The sequence below is a fragment of the Telluria sp. ZB4P36 genome, assembly GCF_059685865.1.
The window spans coordinates 182,610-204,268 of sequence record NZ_JCASIE010000002.1 but is presented as its reverse complement, the minus strand read 5'-3'; the positions used below and the strand labels follow the sequence as shown (position 1 = coordinate 204,268).

Sequence of the window (21,659 nt, the reverse complement as noted above, 5' to 3'; positions counted from 1 at the left end):
GGCCCAAACAAAAAAGGCGGGACCGAAGTCCCGCCGAAGAGGAGAGCAACAGGTTTTACATCAGAAGCGATAGGTCAGCGAGGCTTCCACCGCACGGCCGAACAGCGGACGGGCATTGATCGGGCCACTGGCGTTGCCGCCGGTGAGGCGCGAATTCCCCTCGGTCAGGCCCAGTTCGTTGGTGACGTTGGTGGCGCTGACGCGCAGCTCGAGGTTGTTGCCGAGTTCCGCCAGCACGCCCAGGTCGATGGTCTCGTAGGCCGGCAGGAACTGCTGGTTGGCCTGGTCGGCCCAGCGGCTGCCGATGCGCGAATAGGTGCCGTACACGCGCAGCGCATGGTCGCCCACCGGGATGCGGTAGCTCGGCGAGAAGCGGTACTGGAACTTCGGCTGGCGCTGCACGGTGTTGCCGTCGATCGCAGGGTTGTCCTTGTACTCGGAATCCTGCCAGTTGCCGGTCAGTTGCAGCTGCAGGCCGGCCAGCGGGCGCAGCGCCAGTTCGAATTCCACGCCCTTGCCCTCGGAACCGCTCACCGAGTACAGCACGCCGCTGGTGGTGATCTGCTGGAAGGAGATGCCGGTGAAGTCGGTGAAGAAGGCGTTCACGTAGGCGCTGTACAGCGGGTTCGCGGTCTTGAAACCGACTTCGAACTGCTTGACCTTCGGGGTCGGCACGCGGGTGCGGTCGTCCAGCACGGCCTGGCTGCCGGCATTGCGCATGTCGTCGAAATAGATGAAGGTGTGGCCCTGGTTGGCGCGCACGAACACGCTCGCGTCCTTCGACAGCTTATACAGGCCGCCGAGGGTGAAGGAATTCACCGAGTCGTCGCGCTTCAGGCCCGTGAAGCTGCCGGTCGGCGCCGAGGTACCGTTGTTGTACACGGTCAGGGGGTTGTTGTCCGGATCCACCGAACCCAGGTTCGAGATCGAGGCGCTCAGGCGCTGCTTCTCGCGGCGCACGCCGGCGTCGAGCTTGATGCGGTCGTTGATGCGCCACTCGTCGGCCAGGTACAGGGCGGTATTGTCGCCGTCGTAGGAGGCGACCGGGGCATAGAAGATGTTGCCGTCCTTGCCGTTGTTCGAGACGACCACGCCGTTGTTCAGGCGGACGTTGATCAGGCTGGCCTGCGGGGTGGCGCTCATCAGGTGGCTGTTCCCCAGGAACCAGACGTCGCGCGAGGAGTAGTTGGCCACGTAGGCGCCGGCCGTCACGGTATGGGCGCCGATGTCGCGGCTGACGCGGAACTCGTCGGTGAAGGACTTCAGCTTCTTCTCGACCGCCCACAGGCCTGCCTGGACCACCTGCTGGGTCGGGGCGACGGCGCCGCCTTTCACCCAGCTCATGGTGCCGCCGGTGGCGCGCACGCCGCCGGCCGCCGCCAGGGTCGCGGCATTGCCGTTGGCGGAAGCGATCGCCGCCTGCAGGTATTCGGCGGCACTCAGGGGATTGTTACCCGTGAACATGGCGATCGTATTCAGGTCGCCGCTGAAGTAATTCGCCTTGTTCGAGACCTGCCAGCCGTTCAGGTTCTGCTGGAAGTCGGCGCCGAACACGGTCGACTTCAGGCCGCGGCCATCGCCCAGGTCGTAGTTCAGGGTGCGGCCCGGCGCGGCTTCGACGGTGAAGTTGCGCAGCTCGTTGCTCATCAGGGTGCCGGTGAGCGGATCGAAGCCGGGGAATTCACTGATTGTGCGGCCTTCGTTGCTCGAGATGAGCGGCACGCCGGTGTAGAAGGCGTTCTTGTCCGAGGTGGCGCGGGCGTAGAAGCTCAGTTCACCCTGCTCCAGCTTGCGGGTGAGCGAGGCCGACAGCTGGCCGCCGTCGTCGGCCGGGAATCCCGACTTGCGCACGCCGTCGGTCACGCGGTAGAAGCCGCCGATCATGCCGTACCAGCCCTCGGCGATCTTGCCGCTGTAGACGCCGTCGAGGCGGCGCAGGTTGCCGGTGCCGGCGGTGAAGCGCAGGCTGCCTTCCGGCGTGTCGGTACCCTTCTTGAGGATGAAGTTCATGGTGGCGCCGGGCTGGCCCACCGAATAGATGGTGCTCGGGCCGCCGCGCAGCACCTCGACGCGCTCGATGGTGTCGTCCAGGCGGAACGAGGACGAGCCCTCGAAGAAAGACAGCACCGGCACCGGGTAGATCGGGTTGCCGTTCATCTGCACCGAGACGAAGGGCGAATCGCTGCCCGAGGGGAAGCCGCGCACCTGGATGTTGGCGCCGGACTGGCCGCCGGTCGGCTCGGCATAGGCGCCCGGCACCAGCTTCATGACGTCGGCGGTGCTGATCGGGGCCGCGGTCTTGAGCTGTTCTTCGCTGGCGGTGGTGATGCTGAAGGCGGCGTCGATCTTGCGGGTGCCGCTGGCGGAGGCGGTGCCGGTGACGACCACCTGCTGGATTTCCTGCTGGACGGCCGCCGGTGTGGCGGGCGCATCCTGGGCCGCGCCGGCATCCTGCGCCATCACCTGGCAGTGGACGGAGAGGGCGAGGACGGCGAGGGAAATGGCGGACAGGCGCGGGAACTGCGAGGCGTGGTTCATATGCGTAGGCTCTCTGTTGTTGTAAATGCAGCTACTGGCGGGGCGTCTCCTCCCCGGCGATGCCTTGTCGAATAGGTGTTCAACAAGGAAAGTGGTGTCATTGAATCATTGAATGTTATCGATGTCAATGAAATTGATATCGATGTCATTTGCTATCGACACAACATGAAAACCTGTCATAATGCTTACCGTTCAGCAGCAACCGACTTCAACATGGCACACGCGAAACAAGGCAAGGCACCCGGCGATCCCGGACCGACGATGGAAGACCTGGCGAAACTCGCCGGCGTCTCGACCATTACGGTCTCGCGTGCCTTGCGCGACAGTCCGCTGGTGACCGAGAAGACCCGCGAGAAGATCCGCCGGCTGGCCGGCGAGCAGGGCTACCGTTTCAACATCAGCGCCCGCAACCTGCGCATGCGCCGCTCCTATTCGGTGGCCGTGGTGGTGGAGATGACGCCGGTGAAGGGCCGGCCGATGTCGGACCCGTATCCGCTCGAGTTGCTGGGCGGGATCACCCAGGAACTGACCACCTCCGGCTACAGCGTGGTGCTGACCTCGAAGCAGTTGCTCGACACCGCGCCGGTGCAGGGCGCCGACGGCCTGATCCTGCTGGGCCAGGGCTCGCACGGCGAGGCGGTGCGTACCCTCCAGCAGACCAATCTGCCGCTGGTGGTGTGGGGTGCCCCCCAGGCCGGCAGCGACTACGTCGTGGTCGGCAGTAACAACCGCAAGGGCGGCGCCAGCGCGGCCGAACGCTTCCTGGAGCAGGGCAGGCGCAAGCTGATCTTCCTGGGCGACGTCGACCACGCCGAAGTGCAGGAGCGCTGCGCCGGCTTCATCGACGCGCTGTCCGGCCGGGCGACGGTCCATATCCAGCGCCCCAGGGCTTTCACCTTCGAAGCCGGCTTCGAGTGCGTGTCGACCCTGCTCAAGAAGAAACCCGGCCTGGCCTGCGACGGCCTGTTCGCCGCCAGCGACCTGCTGGCGATGGGCGCGATCCGCGCCCTGACCGAAGCGAGCCTGCGGGTGCCGGACGACATCTCGGTGATCGGCTACGACGATACGCCGGGCGCGGCCAGCTTCGTGCCGCCGCTGACCAGCGTCCACCAATACCTGCGCGACGGCGGCGTGCTGCTCGCGAAGAAAATGCTGGCCATGATCGAGGGCCAGCCCGTGCAATCCGAAATGCTGCCGACGACCCTGATCGTCCGGCATACCTGACCACCCGACACACGACCATCATCGCCGTGCGCGATCCAGACGAGGATACTGAATTGGTAAATGACATCGATAACATCGCGGCGTCCACACTCGCAGCCGAACCTTGGCGCATCTGCGAACGCGGCATCGACCCGGCGCGCAGCTTCCTGCACGAGACCCTGTTCGCGCTCGGGAACGGCTATATCGGCCTGCGCGGCACCCACGAGGACATGCCCGGCCAGACTGGGCAGACCCTCGAAGGCAGCTACCTGAACGGCTTCCACGAGACGGAAGCGATCCACTACCCGGAGAACGCCTACGGGCTGGCGCGGATCAACGAATTCATGCTCAACGTGCCGAATGCGAAATGCATCGCGCTGCATGTCGACGGCCGCCGGGTGGACGCGGAAAGCGGCCGCATCGCCGCCTACGAACGCAGCCTGGATTTCCGCGAGGGCGTGCTGGAGCGCAGCGTCGAGTGGGAACTGGACGACGGCAAGCGCCTGCGCATCGACAGCCGCCGCCTGGTGTGCTTCGAACGCAAGCACGTGGCCGCCATCGAGTACCGGGTGACGGCGCTGAACTTCGCCGGCGCGGTGCGGCTCGAGGCGGGCATCGACAGCGCGGTCACCAATATGCAGGCGGGCGACGACCCGCGCGTGGGTTCGGCCATCACCGGCCCGGCGCTGCTGGAAGCCGGGCGCGACGCCACGGAACTGGGGCTGATCCTGAGCCAGCGTACCCGCAACAGCGGCTTCCTGCTCGCCACCGGGATCGCCTGCACGGCATCCGGCGTGGCCGGCATCCTGGGCTCGGACATCGAGGACGGCCGCTGCTTCGCGGCCACGCTGGCGCAGGGCGAGACCCTGGTGCTGCACAAGTACATCGCCTATGCCAGCTCGCGCGACGTGCCCGAGCCCGAAGTGGCGGCCCTGGTACGCGCGGAACTGGAGCGCGCCGTGCAGGACGGCTTTGCCCGGCTGGCCGCCGGACAGGAAAGCTATCTGGCGGACTTCTGGTCGCAGGCCGACGTCGAGATCCAGGGCGACGACGCCCTTCAGCAGGGCGTGCGCTTCAACCAGTACCACCTGCTGCAGTCGGTCGGCCGCGACGGCAAGACCAACATCGCCGCCAAGGGCGTCACCGGCGAAGGCTACGAGGGCCACTATTTCTGGGACACCGAGATCTACGTGTTCCCCTTCTTCCTGTTCGCGAAGCCCGAGATCGCGCGCGCGCTGCTGCAGTACCGCTACAAGGGCCTGCCGAAGGCGCGCGAACGGGCGCGCCAGATGTCGCACGAGCGCGGCGCCCTCTACCCGTGGCGCACCATCGCCGGCGAGGAATGCTCGGCCTACTACCCCGCCGGCACCGCCCAGTACCACATCAATGCCGACGTGGCCTATTCGATCCGCCTTTACCTGCTGGCGACCGGCGACTTCGACTTCATCGCGCAATACGGCGCCGAGATCGTGCTGGAAACGGCACGCATCTGGACGGGCATCGGCAGCTACGACCGCACTGGGCGCTTCTGCATCAATGCGGTGACCGGCCCCGACGAATACACGGCGGTGGTGAACAACAACTACTACACGAATGCGATGGCGCGCATGCATATGCGCTTCGCCCTCGACGTCGCGGACCGCCTGCGTGCCGAGCGCCCGGACGAGTGGGCGCGTGTCGCGGCGGCCATCGGGCTGGACGAGGCCGAGATCGCGGCCTGGCGCGCCGCCTGCGCCGCCATGCACCTGCCGTATGACGAGGCGCTCGGCATCCACGAACAGGACGACAGCTTCCTGTCGAAGAAGCCCTGGGACTTCGCGAATACGCCAGGCGACAAGTACCCGCTGCTGCTGCACTACCACCCGTTGGTAATCTATCGTCACCAGGTCTGCAAGCAGGCCGACGTAGTGCTGGCGCTGTTGCTGCTGTCCGATGAATTCGCGCTCGACGACAAGCGCCGTGACTTCGAGTTTTACGAGAAGGTGACCACCCACGACTCCTCGCTGTCGTCCTGCATCTTCAGCATCGTCGCGGCGGAAGTCGGCCATGCGGACAAGGCCTATGCCTACTTCATGGAGACCGCGCGCCTCGACCTCGACAACACCCATGCCAACACCGAGTACGGCGTGCACACGGCGGCGATGGCCGGCACCTGGCTGGGCGTGGCCTACGGTTTCGCCGGCATGCGCCTGACCGGCAGCGGCCTGCGTTTCGCCCCGAGCCTGCCGGCGAAATGGCAACGCTACCGCTTCCGCGTGCACGTGCAGGGTGCGCTGCTGGAAGTCGCGGTCGGCGCGGACGCGGCCGAATACCGGCTGGTCGCAGGCGACAGCCTGGCCTTCACCCACCACGGCGCCGCAGTGGCGCTGACGCAGGCGGAACCGTTCAAGCGCATGGAGTCATAATGAGTCAATACAAAGCAGTCATTTTCGACCTCGACGGCGTCATCACCGACACCGCCCACTACCACTACCTGGCCTGGAAGCGCCTGGCCGAATCCCTGGATCTGCCTTTCGACGAGGCCTTCAACGAGCAACTGAAGGGCGTCGACCGCACGGGTTCCCTGGAGCTGATCCTGGCCCAGGGCAGCCGCAGCTATACCCGGGAGGAGAAGCGCGCGCTGGCGGACGCCAAGAACCGGCACTACGTGGAACTGATCGCCACCATGACCCCGGGCGACGTGCTGCCGGGCGTCCTGCGGGCGCTGGACGAGGTGCGTGGCGCCGGCCTGAAGATCGGACTGGCCTCGGTGAGCAAGAATGCCTTCACGGTGCTGGACAAGCTGGGAATCCGGGACCGGTTCGACGAGGTGGTCGACGCGGCCCTGATCGCCAACAGCAAGCCGCATCCGGAGATTTTCCTGACCGCCGCGCGCCAGCTCGGCGTCGCGCCCGCGGACTGCCTCGGCGTCGAGGACGCGGTGGCGGGGGTGGCCTCGATCAAGGATGCCGGCATGGTCGCGGTCGGCGTCGGCAGTCCGGAAGTGCTCACGCGGGCCGATGTAGTGATCCCGTCGATGGAACACTTCCGGCTCGCAGATTATTAACGAAACGTTATTAATACACGCAAAACTACAACGATCAAGGAGACAGCGTGAATAATCAACCGAGCCGGCGCCGCATCTTGCTGGCGCTCTTCCTCATCTACATCGTGTTCGCGATCCTGCTCAACAGCGTGGGCACGGTCATCCTGCAGGTCATCAACAACTACGGCGTCGACAAGTCCTCGGCCAGCATGCTGGAAGGCTTCAAGGACTTGCCGATCGCGATCGTGTCCTTCCTGGTGGCCTCGAGCATGCCGCGCATCGGCTACAAGCGCGCCATGCTGGCGGCGCTGGCGATCGTCGCCTGCGCCACCCTGGCCATGCCCCTGGTGCCCGGCTTTGCCACGGCCAAGCTGCTGTTCCTGTGCGTGGGCGTGGCCTTCGCGCTGGTGAAGGTGTCGGTGTATTCGACCGTCGGCCTGGTGGCCCAGGACCGCAAGCAGCATGCCGGCATCATGAATACCCTGGAGGGCTTCTTCATGGTCGGCGTGCTGGCCGCCTACTGGATCTTCGGCGCCTTCATTGATTCGTCCAACCCGGCCTCGACCAGCTGGCTGGACGTCTACTGGCTGCTGTCCGGCCTGTGCGCGCTGACCTTCGTGCTGGTAGCGACGACCCGCTTCGACGAGAGCGCGGCGGCGCCAAGCGCCAGCCGCGGCCCGGCCGCCGATTTCCTGGACATGCTGCGCCTGTTCCTGCGTCCGCTGGTCTGCGTGTTCGTCCTGACCGCCTTCCTGTACGTGCTGGTGGAGCAGAGCGTCGGCACCTGGCTGCCGACCTTCAACAACGAGATCCTGAAGCTGCCGGCGGCGATGAGCGTGCAGGCCACCAGCATCTTCGCCTTCTGCCTCGCGGCCGGGCGGCTGTCGGCGGGCATGATCATGCGCCGCCTGAACTGGTTCCCGGTGATGGTCGCCTGCGTGCTGGGCATGGGAGCGACCGTGCTGCTGGCACTGCCGCTCAGCCAGGGCATCGCGCACGACCCGAACGTGGGCTGGAGCAGCGCGCCGCTGGCGGCCTTCGTGTTCCCGCTGATCGGCCTGTTCATGGCGCCGATCTACCCGGGCATCAATTCGGTGATGCTCAGCTCCCTGCCGAAGCACCAGCATGCGGCGATGACCGGCCTGCTGGTGATCTTCTCGGCACTGGGCGGCACCACCGGTTCGATGGTGACCGGCTATGTGTTCGGACGCTTCGACGGCCAGTTCGCCTTCTACCTGACCCTGGCGCCGATCGGGCTGATGCTGGTGGGGCTGTTCTTCTTCCGGCGCCAGGTCGAGCGCAGCGGCGCGGCCGCCGTGTCGGCTCAGGCGGCGGAGGGGTCGGCCGCATAGCGCCGGATGAAGGCGGCGCAATCCTCCGCCGCCAGCGGCCTGGAATAGTAGTAGCCCTGGATCTGGTCGCAGTCGGCCTTGCGCAGGGCCGCCACCTGGCCGGCGGTCTCGACCCCTTCGGCGATCACGGCCAGCTGCAGGCGGTGGGCCATGGCGACGATCGCCTGCACGATGGCCGATGATTCGGCGCTGTGCGCCATGTCCTGCACAAAGGACTTGTCGATCTTGAGCTTGTCGAGCGGCAGGCGGCGCAGGTAGCCGAAGCTGGAATAGCCGGTGCCGAAGTCGTCGATGCTCAGTATGACGCCGAGATCGCCCAGCCCCTGCATCACCACCACGCTGCGTTCCGGGTCGGCCATCGAGACGCTTTCGGTCAGCTCCAGTTCCAGCAGACCGGGCGCCAGCCCGGATGCTTCCAGCAGCGCGCCGACGGTGGCGATCACGTCGCTTTGCAGGAACTGGCGCGCCGACAGGTTGACCGCCACCGGCGCCAGCGGCAGGCCTTCGGCGCGCCAGGCGGCCAGCTGTGCCACGGCGCTGCGCAGGACGAACTCGCCGATCGGCACGATCATGCCGCTTTCCTCGGCGATCGGGATGAATTCGTCGGGGGGAATGATGCCGTACTCCGGGTGGCGCCAGCGCACCAGCGCCTCGAAGCCGGCCAGGCTGCCGCTGCGCAGGTCGACCTTGGGCTGGTACTGGACGAACAGCTCGTCCTGGGCGATGGCGCGCCGCAGGTGGCTCTCCAGGGTCAGGCGGCGCCCGTGCTCGGTGCGCAAGGCGGGCGTGAAGCGCACGATCTCGCCGCGCCCCAGGGCCTTGGCGTGGCGCATCGCGGTGACCGCGTTGTTCAGCAGGGCGTCGGCATCGTCGCCGTCCTCCGGCAGCACGGTGGTGCCGACGCTGCAGGTCAGGGCGATCTCGCCGCCCGGGATCGGGATCGCCCGGCTGGCCGCCGCCATGATGCGGTCGAAGGCACGTTCCGGCTCCGGATGCTCGCCGCGCGCATGCAGCAGCAGCAGGAACTCGTCGCTGCCGGCGCGAGCCAGCATGTCGCCTTCACGCAGCAGCGCCTGCAGGCTGGCCGCCAGCCCCACCAGGATCTCGTCGCCGGCATGGTGGCCGAGGGTCTCGTTGAAGCGCTTGAAGCGGTCGACGTTGATGCAGGCCACCAGGGCCGTCACACCGTGCTCGCGCCAGCCGGCGATGCTTTGCTGGATGGCGCGCAGCATGGCCTGGCGGTTCGGCAGCCCGGTGAGCAGGTCGTGGGCGACCAGCCAGGCCAGTTCGCCGGTGGCCGGCGCGCCGCCCTCGTGCGCGCCGTGGTGGCCGGCGCGCTCGTTCTCCAGCTCTTCGCTCAGCGACTGGGCCGCCATGGCGAGCTGGCGATGGTAGACCAGTTGCTCGACCATGCGCGCCAGGTCGCGCAGGGCATCCAGCTCGCCCTCGCCGAGCTCGCGCGGCTTGCGGTCGATGACGCACAGGGTGCCGATCTTCTTGCGGTCCACCGAATACAGCTGCACCCCGGCGTAAAAGCGCAGGTTGGGCGAGCCGGTCACGAGCGGGTTGTCGACGAAACGCGCGTCGCGCGACGCGTCGGGCACCACCAGCGGTTCATCGGTGAGGATGGCGTGGCCGCAGAACGAGATCTCACGCGGGGTCTCGCAGGCATCCAGGCCGGTGCGCGACTTGAACCACTGGCGGTCCTTGTCGATCAGCGACACCAGGGCGATCGGCACGTCGAGCAGGCGCGCGGCCGTGCGCGTGATGCGGTCGAAGGTTTCCTCGGGGGCGCTGCCGAGCAGCCGGGTGGCGTGCAGGGCGGCCAGGCGCTGTGCTTCATCCAGCGGTATGCGCGGTCTTTCCATTGTGTGCCTTGCTGAACCGACGGGTTCCTTGGATGTATTACGCCAGAACTAGAGATAGTTTGCAATCTTGCCCCAAGCAAACGAACGGGACAGCTGGGCCTCAGCCGATCGCGGCGAGCAGCGCCGCGGTCTCCGCCGCGCCCATGCGCCGCGCCGCCGCCAGCGCGGTGACGCCGTCCGCGTCCGCTACCCGTGGATCGGCGCCGTGCGCCAGCAGCAGCCGGGCGATGTCGCTGCGGTTGAACATGGCCGCGAACATCAGGGCCTGCTTGCCGTTCGGCCCGGCGGTCTCGACCCGGGCGCCATGCTCCAGCAAGAGGGAGCCCACCGCCAGGTCGCCCTTGAAAGCGGCGCCGGCGAGCGGCGTCTGCCCGGCGTCGTTCATCAGTTCCGGATCGGCCCCATGCGCCAGCAGCACACGGGCCGTGTCCGCGTGGCCGTGATAGCAGGCCAGCATCAGCAGGCTGTCGCCGCGTTCGTTGCGCAGGTTCGGCGGCAGGCCCTGCGCCAGCAGTTCTGCGAGCGCCCCGGTCTCGCCGGCGCGGGCATGCTGGAACACCCGGCGCACAAAGGCCAGCGTGTCGTCGTCGAGCGTGTTCGGGTCGGGCGGGGCAGGCTGCATGGAGGGCTCCGTGGATGACATCCGGACCGATTAGACCATACCGCGCCCGATCCGGTTGCACCCCACTGTATCGATGTTCGAAAAATTCGATGAATGCGCGGCAAATTACTCGTTTTTCAATTCCACAGCAGCCGCGCATAATGACTCCATCGCATCGACTGACAGCGAGATCAAACCGGCCGGCAGCACGGGCGGCAAAGATCGAAGGCGTCGATGGTCCATTCACGAAAAGGAGCACAGCATGTTGAACGTACGTAAAAGCAATGAACGCGGCGCCGCCAGCTTCGGTTGGCTGAAATCCCAGCACAGCTTCTCGTTTGGGCATTACTATGACCTGAAGCACATGGGCTTCGGTCCGCTGCGCGTCATCAACGAGGACCGGGTTTCCCCGGGCCGCGGCTTCGAGTCGCACGGCCACCGCAACATGGAAATCATCTCCTATGTGCTGGAGGGCGCGCTCGAGCACCAGGACAGCATGGGCAACGGCTCGGTGCTGCGCTACGGCGACGTGCAGCGCATGAGCGCGGGCAGCGGCGTGGTCCACAGCGAGTTCAATCACTCGAAGGAGGAGGGCGTCCACTTCCTGCAGATCTGGATCGAGCCGAACACCAGCAACGAGCCGCCGGGCTATGAAGAGAAGCACTTCGACGCCGCGTCGAAACAGGGCCGCCTGCGCCTGATCGCCTCGAACGACGGCCGCGAGGGTTCGGTGTCGATGCGCCAGGATGCCGCGATCTACGCCACCATCATGAACGGTGGCGACGCGCTGACGCATGCCCTGGCCGCCGGCCGCCAGGCCTATGTCCACGTGATCCGCGGCCATGCCACGGTCAACGGCGTGGCGCTGCAGGGCGGCGATGCGCTCAAGATCACCGAGGAAGACACGGTGCGTCTGGAGCAGGCCGACGCGGCGGAGATCCTGGTCTTCGATCTGCCGCAGTAAGCCGGCAAGCACAAGGAGAGCAGCATGGAAGTGAGCGCACAAAAGGGCAGCGGCAAGCTGCAGCAGGTGATCACGGTCGGCAGGCACCAGCTGCTGAGCGACGCACCCGAAGCACTGGGCGGCGAGGACAGCGGGCCGGAACCGCACGACCTGCTGGCCGCGGCCCTGGCCGCCTGCACCGCGCTGACGGTGACGATGTACGCCCGCCGCAAGGGCATGGCCCTGGACGACGTGCGGGTGCACATCAGCCACGGCCCGCAGGACGGCGGCTACGTCCTGCGGCGCCGGATCGAGTATGTCGGGGCGCTCGGGCCTGAAGAGCGTGAGCGCTTGACCGACATCGCCAACAAATGCCCGGTCCACAAGACCTTGTCGGGGTCGATCCGGATCGACACCGAAGCGGCCTGACAGGGCCGCGCACGATTGGCGCGGATGCGCGGGCCGGCGTCGTTTGGCATACTATCGGCGCTGGCTGCACAGCCAACGATCCCGACCGCATGAAGGAGGCCGGCATGGCCCAATCGTCCGATCCTGTGCTGGTAAGGCGCGACCATTGCCCCGGTTGCAGGCACACCGCAAGCCGCACGCTGTACCGCGAGCCGCTGGACAGCCCCGGCATCACCCGTTACATGCAGGCGCACTACGGGCACCGGGTCGAGCGCGACTTCGCCGGCTACGATTACGAACTGGCCCAGTGCGAGCACTGCGGCCTGGCTTTCCAGGCCCAGGTGCCGGCGCCCGCGCTGCTGGCCGAAATCTACGACCGCTGGCTGCCCGCCACCGAGCGCGAGGCGGTCGCGGCGCGCTGGGGCCTGGACGACTACCGCTACCTGGCCGAACAGGTCGAGTTCATGCTCGACCATTTCCACACGCGACCGGGCGCGATCAAGGCCCTCGACTTCGGTTTCGGATGGGCGGAATGGGCCAAGATGGCGGGCGCCTACGGTGTCGACGTGTGCGGAGCCGAACTGTCGCAGGTAAGGATCGACTACGCAAAGTCCTGCGGCATCCCGGTCGTCGATTCCGCGGAGCTGCCGCACGACGAATTCCACTTCATCAATACCGAACAGGTCTTCGAGCACCTGCTCGAGCCCGGCGACATGCTGGGACAGCTGGCCGCGGCCCTGCGGCCCGGCGGCCTGGTCAAGATCAGTGTGCCGAATTCGGCCAGGTCGATCGGCAAACTGCTGCGCAGCAAGGATTTCGGGGCGCTGAGCGAGGGCGAGATCATGCCCATCGCGCCGTTCGAGCACATCAACAACTTCACCTGGGATTCGCTCAGCGCGCTCGGGCGCGAAGCCGGCCTGTTACCGCTGCGGCCTTCGCTGCGCAAGCTGTATAACGCCAGCAGCGGCTGGATGGAGCCGAAGTCGGCCCTCAAGAGCCTGGCGCGACCGGTCTACCGCCATCTGTATCCGAAGAGCACCTTCATTTATTTCGCGCGGCCGGGCTGAGTGTTTCCCAGCCTGCGCGTTCGGCCTCGTGGCAGTGGCGCGTGATCATGCGCATGAACGGCGATTGTTCGCGCACCCGGCGCAACCACCAGCTCAGCGCGGCGCCTTCCTCGCCGCTGCGCCAGGCCAGGTAGAAACTCTCGTCCGGCTTGGGTTCGACCACCTCCTTCTCGACCAGCAGCCCGGCCTGGATGGCGGGCCTGGCCCAGGCCTCGGGCAGGAAGCCGAAACCGATGCCGCGCAGCTGGAAGGCATACTTGGTCTCCATGTCGGGCACCGCCAGCATGTCCTGGCCGAACAGCAGGCCCACCGTGCGCGGGCCGAGCTGGCGCGCCGAATCCGATACCGCGACGGCGCGGTAGTCGAGCAGGTCGGACTTGTCGAGCGGACGGTCGATGGCGGCCAGCGGGTGGCTAGGTGCCACCGCGAACACGAAGCTGCTGGTCCCGATCGGTTCGGCGGTGTAGCCGCCGCCCGAGGGGCCCTCACCGGCCGCGCCTACCAGCAGGTCGACCCGGCGGTCGAGCAACGCGTCCCAGGTGCCGGACAGTACCTCGCTCACCAGGCGCAGCCGGGTCTGGTCGGCCACGCCATAGAAGGCTTCGATATCGGCCTGCAGGCCGGCGGGCGAGAGCATCGAATCCATGCCGATCGCCAGCTCGGTCTCCCAGCCGGACGCCACGCGGCGCACGCGCGACTCGAGGTCGCCGGCGGCGCGCAGCAGGTAGCGTCCTTCCTTGAGCAGTTCCTTGCCGGCCGCCGTCAAGGCCACTTTGGGGCCGAAGCGGTCGAACAGGCGCACGCCGAGGTCGTCCTCCAGCTTCGAGACCGTGTACGAGATGGTGGAGGGAACGCGGAACAGCTCCTTCGCGGCGCCCGCGAAGGAGCCTTTGCGGGCGATGGTTTCGACGATCTCGAGTGCGTCCAGGCTGAGCTTCAGCAATTGCGGTCCTTTGTCTCTGTTGTCGGATGTTCAATGCGGATTGTCGCATGTCCGGCGCGCGGCGGCAGGCGAGCGCAAGCATTCATGACAACATGGTAGGGTGAAGCTCGACCGGCTACCTGCAATCACCATGTTCGAGTTCATCACCAACTTCCTGGAAAAGAGCGGCTACCTCGGTGTATTCCTGTTAATGGCGGTCGAAAACATCTTCCCGCCGATCCCCTCCGAACTGATCATGCCCTTTGCCGGCTTCGTCGCCGCGCGCGGCGACCTGAACCTGGTTGGCGTGCTGGTCGCCGGTACTGCCGGGTCGGTCGCCGGCGCCTTGCCCTGGTACTGGGGCGCGCGCAAATACGGCAAGGAGCGCATGAAGGGCTTCGCCGACCGCCACGCGCGCTGGATGACGGTCGCGGGCGAAGACATCGACAAGGCCATCGCCGCCTTCGACCGGCACGGCCGCTCGGTGGTGCTGTTCGGGCGCCTGATTCCGGCCATCCGGACCCTGATCTCGGTGCCGGCCGGCCTCGCCTGCATGTCATGGGGCCAGTTCCTGCTGTTTTCGACGATCGGCTCGCTGGCCTGGACCGGGGTCTTGACGGGGGCTGGATTTGTGCTTGAGAGCAATTACGAACAGGTGGGCAAATACGTCGATCCGGTCTCGAAGGGCATCCTGGGGATCTTGCTGGCCTGGTATTTCTACCGGGTGTTTACGCATCGGCAAGCCAAGACCTGAGTTCGGCGGCCGGTGGTTGTAGCACGCATTCCGCACCGCAGCACGCATGATCCCGTCGATTCCGCTACACTCGGCCTGTTCCAAAGCAGGCCTCGCCCCATGAAGAACCAGTTGTTGGAAGACCTCGACGACAGCCAGTCGCGCTTGCCGGCAGTTCCGGTGCGCCGCGCGCATGCGTCAGCGCCGCCACCCGCTACGGCGGACGCGCCCGTCCACCAGCGCGCCGGCGTCTGGCGCAGCCGCGCGCCGGCAGCGCCCCAGCACCGTGGCGCCTGGAAACCCCGGCCGCCGTCTCTCCAGGACGAACCGTCCCCGCCTGCGCCCGAAGCGCCGCGCGCGGCCCCCAGCATTTCCCCGGAGCTTGCCTCCTTTTCCAGCCCTGCGCCCGATTGGTCGGTACCGCTGAAGCCGGAAACACCGCCGTGGACCGAACGCTGGGGCCGCAGGGCCCTGGGCTGGACCCTCGGCCTGGCAGCCGCGGTCGCGGTCGCCGCCATGGCTGCGTGGATGTACCGCGACACCCAGGTCGAATCGACGCTGGCCGTGGTGGCGGACCATAGCCCGGCACAGGCGGCCGTGGCGCCGCCTGTGCTTGCACCCGCACTGCCGCCCGAGCCCGAGCCGGCAGTACCTCCGCCGATGAAACTGCTGCCGGCGGAGCCGGTCGCGGCGACGCCGGTGACGGACACTGCGCCGCCCGAGAAGAAGCCCGCAGTGAAGCGCCCGCCGGAGCGCCGCGTCGCCGCAGCCCCCGAAAAACGCAAGCCGCCTGCGCTCAAGAAGGCGCCTGCGTCCCCGCCGAAACCGGCGCGCGAACGGGTGCTGGCGCCTGCGCCGGTGGCGCCGTCCCAGCCCGATCCGGAAAGCCCGCTGGCCGAAACCCTGCGCCTGTGCCGCGCGGCCGGTTACCATGCGACCGCCTGCCTCAAGCGCGGCTGCGAAGCCACGCGCTTCGGCCTGGTCTGCCGCGGCTGAAGCCTTGCTTGCACTAGGACTTCGCTGATACGAATCAAACCAAAACGATTTTCCTGAAGCCTTTTCGCTTTTTTCGGAGTAGAAAGAAGAAGCGATTCACCAGGAGGGGCCATGGCTACCGGGCAGCACGAAATGTCGCTTCAGGACCTTCAGAGGGCATGGGGCGAGGTTGCCAGCGCCGAGGGCGTCAAGGATCCGAACACGCAGTGGCTGGCCGGCGGCATGAACCTGCGGGTGGACGCGCTCAAGGCCCTGAAGCTCGTCTATCTGACCGCGGCACTCTACCTGAAAGGCAGGCTGGCGCTCGCGACCGGCGTGCTCGGTCCGCAGGAAATCGCCGGGTTGACCAAGCAGCTCTTCGACGTCGCCGTACTCACGCTGGACAGCTTGCGCGAACGGCTGGAAAAATCGACGTATGCCGCCTGTGTCGTACTGGCCGGGCACCCGGCCGGATTGACGCCGGCCGAGCTGGAGCGCGAACTGACAGCCTTCGTCGACGGGGCGGACGCCGCCAGGCTTCCGTTCTACATGGGCTTCACCGAGGACTTCCTGGACCAGGCCCGGAACGACATCGGGTCCCCCGGCGCCTTCGGAGAGATTCTGCGCGACCTGCGCCACGGAAAGTGGGTCAGCGAGTCCGACGGCCGCCTGTTCTTCAAGGAGCGTCACTTCGTGTGGAGCGCGGCCACATTCAGCTGAGGAGCGGCCATGTTCAGCCCAAGCCTCACCTCGATGCTGGTCCACAGCCTGTGGATCGACCTCGCGCCGCCAGCGGGCAGCACGCTGTTGCCGGCCGCAGGGAATGTCGACGACGACCTGAGGCGCCTGCTCGGCCAGTTCAGCGACAGGCAGGTGCCCATGCCCAGCGTCCCCGTCGTCGGCTATTCCGACGACATCGCCGCGCTCGGGAGCCATGTACAGGCGATCCAGGAAACCTCCCTGGGCAGCGGCCCCCAGCACCTGTTCGGCCGGGTTCCCGTCGACCGGCTGATCGACCAGTTCCACGCCTCCTACCAGTTGCCCGCCGTGGCTGACTACCTCGACCTGGGGACGCCTCTCCGGGAGGCGCAACAGTTTCACCGCACCGGTCTGCGACAATGTGGCGCCTGGCTATCGGCTCACCAGCCCCTCCCGTACGAACCCACCCGCATGACCGTCGCCCTGATCGATCGCGGCGTCGACCTTGCGCCAAACCAGGCGCCGGAAACGCTCGGAGGACGCCTGGTCCACCTGCTGAACGATGTCGACTTCTCCGGGCACGCATCGCTGGTCCTGACGGAGCTCATCGGTCGATTGGCCTCGAACGGGCTGCTGCGCGACTGCGACCTGGTGTGTGCCCTCATCAAGCCGCCCGCACGTCCGATCGGCCGCGCATGCTTCGCGCATGCCAACATCGTCGAACTGGAACAGGCGATCCACAGCCTGCACGTTTACGTGAACGACCAGGCTAACCGAGGCTCGGGCCTGCCGCTGGTAACGAACCTGTCGATGGGCACCCACATCGGTCCGCACGACGGCCTTTCGCCGCTGGAAACCCTGATCGATCGCCTGCTCCCCTTCGACCGGCAACGCTATCTGGTCTGCTCGGCCGGCAACGACGGCATGGCGGGCCTGTCGGCGCGCTGCGAACTCCGCCATGGAGCGCGCGACTTCATGCGCATCCGGACTGCACCGACCGGCTGCAAGGACCTCTTGGTCGAGTTGTGGTGGGAAGAGCCTCAGCAGAGCACGATGTCGCTGAGCGCACGCGTCTTCGACAGGCAAACGAAGCGCGTCGGCATGCCGATCTTGATCGATACCAAGGGCGCGGGGCCCGCGATCACGGGCGCCAGGATGGCGACGGCCAATCGCGGCTTCAAGGGCGTCATCTGCGAGTCGCTCTATCACGCACGCTGCAACGGCAACTTCAGTTGTGTGGCCTTCGCCATGAGCGCAGGCAGCGCCGCCGACCTCGCCGACCTGACGATCGACATCGAAATGCGCTGCAGCGAGCACGCAAGCGTGGCGGTGAATGCCTGGATTGTCGTGGCCGAGAACGACGGGGCAAGCTTCGTCGGCGGCGGGAGCAGCGGCAGCATCACCGTCCCTGCCACGTATGACAAAGCCATTTCCGTGGCCGGGGTCGAGGACGTCCCCCATGCCGGCGCCGCGCCGCAAGCCCGGGCCCAGCCCTGGAAGGACTCCTCGCGTGGCCCCGCCGCGAACTACCGCACCAACGGGCGGCGCGCCGGGCCGACGCTGCCGAAGCTTGCCCACCGTGTCGACGGGTCGATCGACGGCCATGGGACCAGCTTCGCCGCGCCGCGCGCCGCCGCCGACGTGGTGGAATCCATCCTGCACGCCGCCTCCGATGCCCGCCATCCGCGCCGGCTCAGGACCTATGCCGATGCCGACGAACTCGCGCAGAACGTCGTCGCGCGCCAGGGCCCCCACGCGGCGGCGGGGGCGACGGACAAGGACCGGACCGGCTTCGGCACCATCATCTGACCCGCCGGGGCCAGCATCGGGATCAGGCGTCCGCCTCCACCTTGGGGGCCAGCTGTGCGGCCAGCGCCGCCAGCGGCGCCAGTGCAGCGGCGTACTCGATGTCCACCACCGCGCGCCGTACGCTGGCCAGCGGCGCAGCGACCTGGCCGGCGTGCACGCCGGCGGCCAGCAGCGATTCGAGCTGGACCAGGGCATCTTCGGCACGTGCATCGTCGGCGCGCAGGTAGCTGTCCAGGCGCGCGATGACGGCCGCCAGCGCGGCCGGGCCGGCCGGCGCCGGCAGCACGGCGACCGCCACCCGCGCCAGGCCGGCCAGGACCAGGTCGGTGGCCGCCACCAGCGCCGCCACCTGCACCCCGATCCGCTCCAGCTGGCCGGTGCGCAGGTCCTGCTCGATGCGGCTGGCGATGGCCGCCAGTTCCACCGCGCCCACGTAGGCTGCACCCGATTTGAGGTTGTGCGCCAGCGACTGCAGGCGCGGATAGTCGCCCGCAGCCAGCGCCTCGCGCAGGATGGCGGGGGCGGGACCGTATTCGCGGACGAAGCTGCCCGCGCGTTTCTGCAGGCGGCCGCGGTTGCCCTCGACGCTCTCCAGGGCCAGGCGCCAGTCGATGCCGGGCAGCGCCGGCAGCGCCGCCAGCGCGGACGGCACGGAGGCTGGCGCGGCGGGAGGCGCTGCCGGCGGCAGCGGACGGCCCTTCAGGCGCACCGGGTCGATCCACTTGAGCAGGGAGCAGAACAGCAGGTCTGGGTCGATCGGCTTGGTGACGTGGTCGTTCATCCCGGCCAGGCGGCTCTGCTCACGGTCGCTGGGCAGCGCGTGCGCCGTCATGGCCACGATCGGCAGCTCGCGCAGGCGCGCATCGGCGCGGATCGCACGGGTTGCCGCGAGGCCGTCCATCTCGGGCATCTGGATGTCCATCAGCACCAGGTCGTAGTCGCCTTCGCTCGCCATGCGCACGGCCTCGACGCCGTTGAAGGCGACGTCCACCTGCATGCGGGCGGCGGCCATGAAGTCGAGCGCCACTTCGCGGTTGTTGGCATTGTCCTCGGCCAGCAGGATGCGGGCGCCGTCCAGGCGCGGCAACTCGGCCATCAGGGGCAAGCGCGTTGGTGACGGCCCGGCGCCGGCCTGCGGCTGCAGCACCCGCAGCACGCTGTGGTACAGCAGGGCCGGGCCGACCGGCTTGTGCAGGAAGGCGTCGACCGGCAGTTCGCCCTGTTCCTCCATCACGGCCGCGCGGGTGCAGGCCGAGATCATCAGGATCGCCGGCGGCGCTTCGAGCGCCGTGCCGCCGTCGGCCTGGAGGCCCTGGCGGATGCGGCGGATGGTCTCGACCCCGTCCAGGCCCGGCATCAGGTAATCCATCAGCACCAGGCGGTAGGGCTGGCCGTCGGCGGCGGCGCGCGCCAGTTGTGCCAGGGCTTCCTCGCCGGAGGCGGCGGTGTCGGCCCGTACCCCGAGGGCGCCCAGCATCTCGGACAGCGCCGCCCGCGCACTGGCACTGTCGTCCACCACCAGGGCACGCAGGTCCGGCAGCAGCGCCTGGCGCACTGCGGCGGAGCCGTCGTCGGCCACGCCCAGCGGCAGCGTAAAGATGAAGCAGCTTCCCACCTGCGGCGTGCTGCTGACCGTCATGTCGCCGCCCATCAGCTCGACCAGGCGGCGCGAGATCGACAGGCCAAGGCCGGTGCCGCCGTACTTGCGGGTGGTCGAACTGTCGGCCTGGCTGAAGGACTGGAACAGGCGTGCGATCTGTTCCGGGGTCATGCCGATGCCGGTGTCGGAGACCGAGAAGGCCAGCGCCACGCCCTGGGCATCGGTCCTGAGCACTTCCACCGCCACCACGATCTCGCCGCGTTCGGTGAACTTGACGGCGTTGCCGGTCAAATTGACCAGCACCTGGCCCAGGCGCAGCGGGTCGCCCACCAGGCGCTGCGGCACGCCGGGAGCGACCCGAAACACCAGCTCGATGCCCTTGGATTCGAGCTTGACGTCGGTCAGGCTGGCCAGCTGGTCGAGCATGTCGTCGAGGTCGAAGGGGACCGACTCGATCGCCAGCTTGCCCGCCTCGATGCGCGAGAAGTCGAGGATGTCGTTGATGATGCCCATCAGGTGCTCGCTGGCGCCCAGGATCTTGTCCAGGTAGTTGCGCAGCGCCGGCGACGGGTCGCGCATCAGGGCCAGGCGGCTCATGCCGATGATCGCGTTCATCGGGGTGCGGATCTCGTGGCTCATGTTGGCCAGGAATTCCGACTTCATGCGGGTGCTGGCTTCGGCGCGTAGCATGGCGGTCTGCATGGCCTTGGTGCGCAGGCCGAGGATGCGCATGAAGACCAGCATGTCGAAGGTGCTGCCGAATACCAGGGCGTGCATGGTCCAGAAGTTGGCCGGCAGCTTGCCGTTGATGAGACGGGCGGTGACGAAGGCGGCGGCGAAGGCAACCCCCCAGCCGATCAGGAAGTAGATGCCGACCGGATCGCCCGCGCGTGCGCGGCGGTAGGCGCCGGGCAGGCCGCACAGCATCGGCAGGATCCCGAGCGTGCCGACGATCAGGACCAGCATCTCGTGCCCGATCAGGCCGCCGGCGAAGGCGATCGCCGTCAGCAGGCAGAGGGCGGCCAGGGTCTTCATCAGGCGGCTGAAGATGCGGTCCTTGCCGGGGCGCGCCAGCGACTGCTCGACGAACAGGTAGGCGCCGCAGGACGCCATGATCGAGGCGATGCCGGCGCCGTGTTCCAGCATCCAGGCATTGCCCGGCCACAGGTACTGGCCGGCGGTGCCGAACCAGCAGGCCGAGTAGAGGGTCACGCCGCCCGCCTGCAGGGCGTACTTGCCGAACAGCGGTTCGCGCAGCGACAGCCACTGGGCGATGGCATACAGGAACAGGGTGATGCGCAGGCCGTGCAGCAGTCCCTGCAGGATCTGCTCGCCGAGTGCATCCGCCAGCACCGCGTGCGGCTGCATGAAGCTGACCGGCAGGATCTTGGGGCCGCGCGAGGCGACCCGCAGCAGCACGGTGTACTCGCGGCCTGGCGCCAGGCGCAGTACCGCGGCCGGCACCCGGCCTTTCAGGCTGTCGCCGGCGGCCTGCTGCATGCGGCCCATGCTGGCGACGTGGCGCAGCCCCTCGGGGCCGACCAGGTGGACGTCGACTTCGTCCAGCAGGGCGAAATCGATCTGCATCACCCAGCCGCCCGTGGCATCCGCGGCCACCGAGACCGGGATCCGCACCCAGGTGGTGCCGGGCTGCATGCCGAGGCTGGCCTCGGCCGTGTTCGGACGCACGAATTCTCCGGCGCGTGCCAGAGCGCCGGCCGCGTCGAGCCGGCCGGCGGCGTCGGGCAGGATGGCCACGGCGGGCCAGGCCTCGACCCGTTCGGCCGCGCGCGTGAGCACGAGGCCGCTGGCCTGGGCCGGCAAGGCAAGCAGGCCGGACAGGACCAGCAGGAGCAGGAGGCAAAGCGCGCGCCATGCGGTTTGCATAGTGCGGGATGCAGGAAGGCTGAAGTGCT

16 protein-coding genes are annotated in these 21,659 nt (G+C 67.7%); 11 read left to right on the top strand and 5 right to left on the bottom strand.

What is annotated here, in order from left to right:
- Window positions 1–60: 60 nt before the first annotated feature.
- A complete protein-coding gene (locus AC56LK_RS03730; protein WP_497183221.1) occupies window positions 61–2,538 on the bottom strand; it encodes a TonB-dependent receptor in 2,478 nt (825 codons plus the stop codon).
- Between the two features lie 213 nt (window positions 2,539–2,751).
- On the opposite strand from AC56LK_RS03730, the gene AC56LK_RS03725 reads away from it, so the two are divergent.
- The 4 genes from AC56LK_RS03725 to AC56LK_RS03710 are packed head-to-tail and all read left to right on the top strand — an operon-like array spanning window position 2,752 to window position 8,118.
- Window positions 2,752–3,762: a LacI family DNA-binding transcriptional regulator gene (locus AC56LK_RS03725; RefSeq protein ID WP_497183220.1), complete on the top strand. Its 1,011-nt coding sequence runs from the start codon at window positions 2,752–2,754 to the stop codon at window positions 3,760–3,762.
- A gap of 53 nt (window positions 3,763–3,815) precedes the next feature.
- Window positions 3,816–6,146, top strand: coding sequence for a glycoside hydrolase family 65 protein (locus tag AC56LK_RS03720; protein WP_497183219.1), 2,331 nt, complete (start codon window positions 3,816–3,818; stop codon window positions 6,144–6,146).
- Window positions 6,146–6,787: a beta-phosphoglucomutase gene (gene pgmB, locus AC56LK_RS03715; protein WP_497183218.1), complete on the top strand. Its 642-nt coding sequence runs from the start codon at window positions 6,146–6,148 to the stop codon at window positions 6,785–6,787. Before AC56LK_RS03720 ends, pgmB begins: the two co-directional genes overlap by 1 nt.
- 47 nt (window positions 6,788–6,834) lie before the next feature.
- Entirely contained in the window at window positions 6,835–8,118 is a 1,284-nt protein-coding gene (locus AC56LK_RS03710; protein ID WP_497183217.1) for an MFS transporter, read from the top strand.
- Here the strand turns inward: AC56LK_RS03710 and AC56LK_RS03705 are convergent.
- Both AC56LK_RS03705 and AC56LK_RS03700 read right to left on the bottom strand, forming a co-directional pair.
- Window positions 8,091–9,986 carry a putative bifunctional diguanylate cyclase/phosphodiesterase gene (locus AC56LK_RS03705; protein WP_497183216.1) on the bottom strand — a complete coding sequence of 632 codons (1,896 nt, stop codon included), beginning with the start codon at window positions 9,984–9,986 and terminating at the stop codon, window positions 8,091–8,093. The genes AC56LK_RS03710 and AC56LK_RS03705 overlap by 28 nt on opposite strands.
- Before the next feature lie 100 nt (window positions 9,987–10,086).
- Entirely contained in the window at window positions 10,087–10,608 is a 522-nt protein-coding gene (locus tag AC56LK_RS03700; protein WP_497183215.1) for an ankyrin repeat domain-containing protein, read from the bottom strand.
- A 241-nt stretch (window positions 10,609–10,849) separates the two neighbouring features.
- On the opposite strand from AC56LK_RS03700, the gene AC56LK_RS03695 reads away from it, so the two are divergent.
- From AC56LK_RS03695 to AC56LK_RS03685, 3 genes are all read left to right on the top strand, one after another.
- Complete coding sequence (locus AC56LK_RS03695) at window positions 10,850–11,551, top strand: pirin family protein (protein WP_497183214.1); 702 nt, start codon at window positions 10,850–10,852, stop codon at window positions 11,549–11,551.
- 24 nt (window positions 11,552–11,575) lie between these two features.
- On the top strand, window positions 11,576–11,959 hold the full coding sequence (locus AC56LK_RS03690) for an OsmC family protein (RefSeq protein ID WP_497183213.1): 384 nt from the start codon (window positions 11,576–11,578) through the stop codon (window positions 11,957–11,959).
- 104 nt (window positions 11,960–12,063) lie between these two features.
- On the top strand, window positions 12,064–13,005 hold the full coding sequence (locus AC56LK_RS03685) for a class I SAM-dependent methyltransferase (protein ID WP_497183212.1): 942 nt from the start codon (window positions 12,064–12,066) through the stop codon (window positions 13,003–13,005).
- On the opposite strand, the gene AC56LK_RS03680 is transcribed toward AC56LK_RS03685, so the two are convergent.
- On the bottom strand, window positions 12,980–13,948 hold the full coding sequence (locus AC56LK_RS03680; protein ID WP_497183211.1) for a LysR substrate-binding domain-containing protein: 969 nt from the start codon (window positions 13,946–13,948) through the stop codon (window positions 12,980–12,982). The genes AC56LK_RS03685 and AC56LK_RS03680 overlap by 26 nt on opposite strands.
- Before the next feature lie 130 nt (window positions 13,949–14,078).
- Between AC56LK_RS03680 and AC56LK_RS03675 the strand changes: the two genes are divergently transcribed.
- From AC56LK_RS03675 to AC56LK_RS03660, 4 genes are all read left to right on the top strand, one after another.
- A complete protein-coding gene (locus tag AC56LK_RS03675; RefSeq protein WP_497183210.1) occupies window positions 14,079–14,681 on the top strand; it encodes a DedA family protein in 603 nt (200 codons plus the stop codon).
- A gap of 99 nt (window positions 14,682–14,780) precedes the next feature.
- Window positions 14,781–15,656: a hypothetical protein gene (locus tag AC56LK_RS03670; protein ID WP_497183209.1), complete on the top strand. Its 876-nt coding sequence runs from the start codon at window positions 14,781–14,783 to the stop codon at window positions 15,654–15,656.
- Window positions 15,657–15,767: 111 nt separating this feature from the next.
- Complete coding sequence (locus AC56LK_RS03665; protein ID WP_497183208.1) at window positions 15,768–16,355, top strand: hypothetical protein; 588 nt, start codon at window positions 15,768–15,770, stop codon at window positions 16,353–16,355.
- 9 nt (window positions 16,356–16,364) lie between these two features.
- The gene (locus AC56LK_RS03660) at window positions 16,365–18,143 is read left to right on the top strand and encodes a hypothetical protein (RefSeq protein WP_497183207.1); all 1,779 of its coding nucleotides are present in this window, start codon (window positions 16,365–16,367) and stop codon (window positions 18,141–18,143) included.
- Window positions 18,144–18,165: 22 nt separating this feature from the next.
- Here AC56LK_RS03660 and AC56LK_RS03655 read toward each other — a convergent pair whose 3' ends face one another.
- Entirely contained in the window at window positions 18,166–21,630 is a 3,465-nt protein-coding gene (locus tag AC56LK_RS03655; protein WP_497183206.1) for a hybrid sensor histidine kinase/response regulator family protein, read from the bottom strand.
- Window positions 21,631–21,659 lie beyond the last annotated feature (29 nt).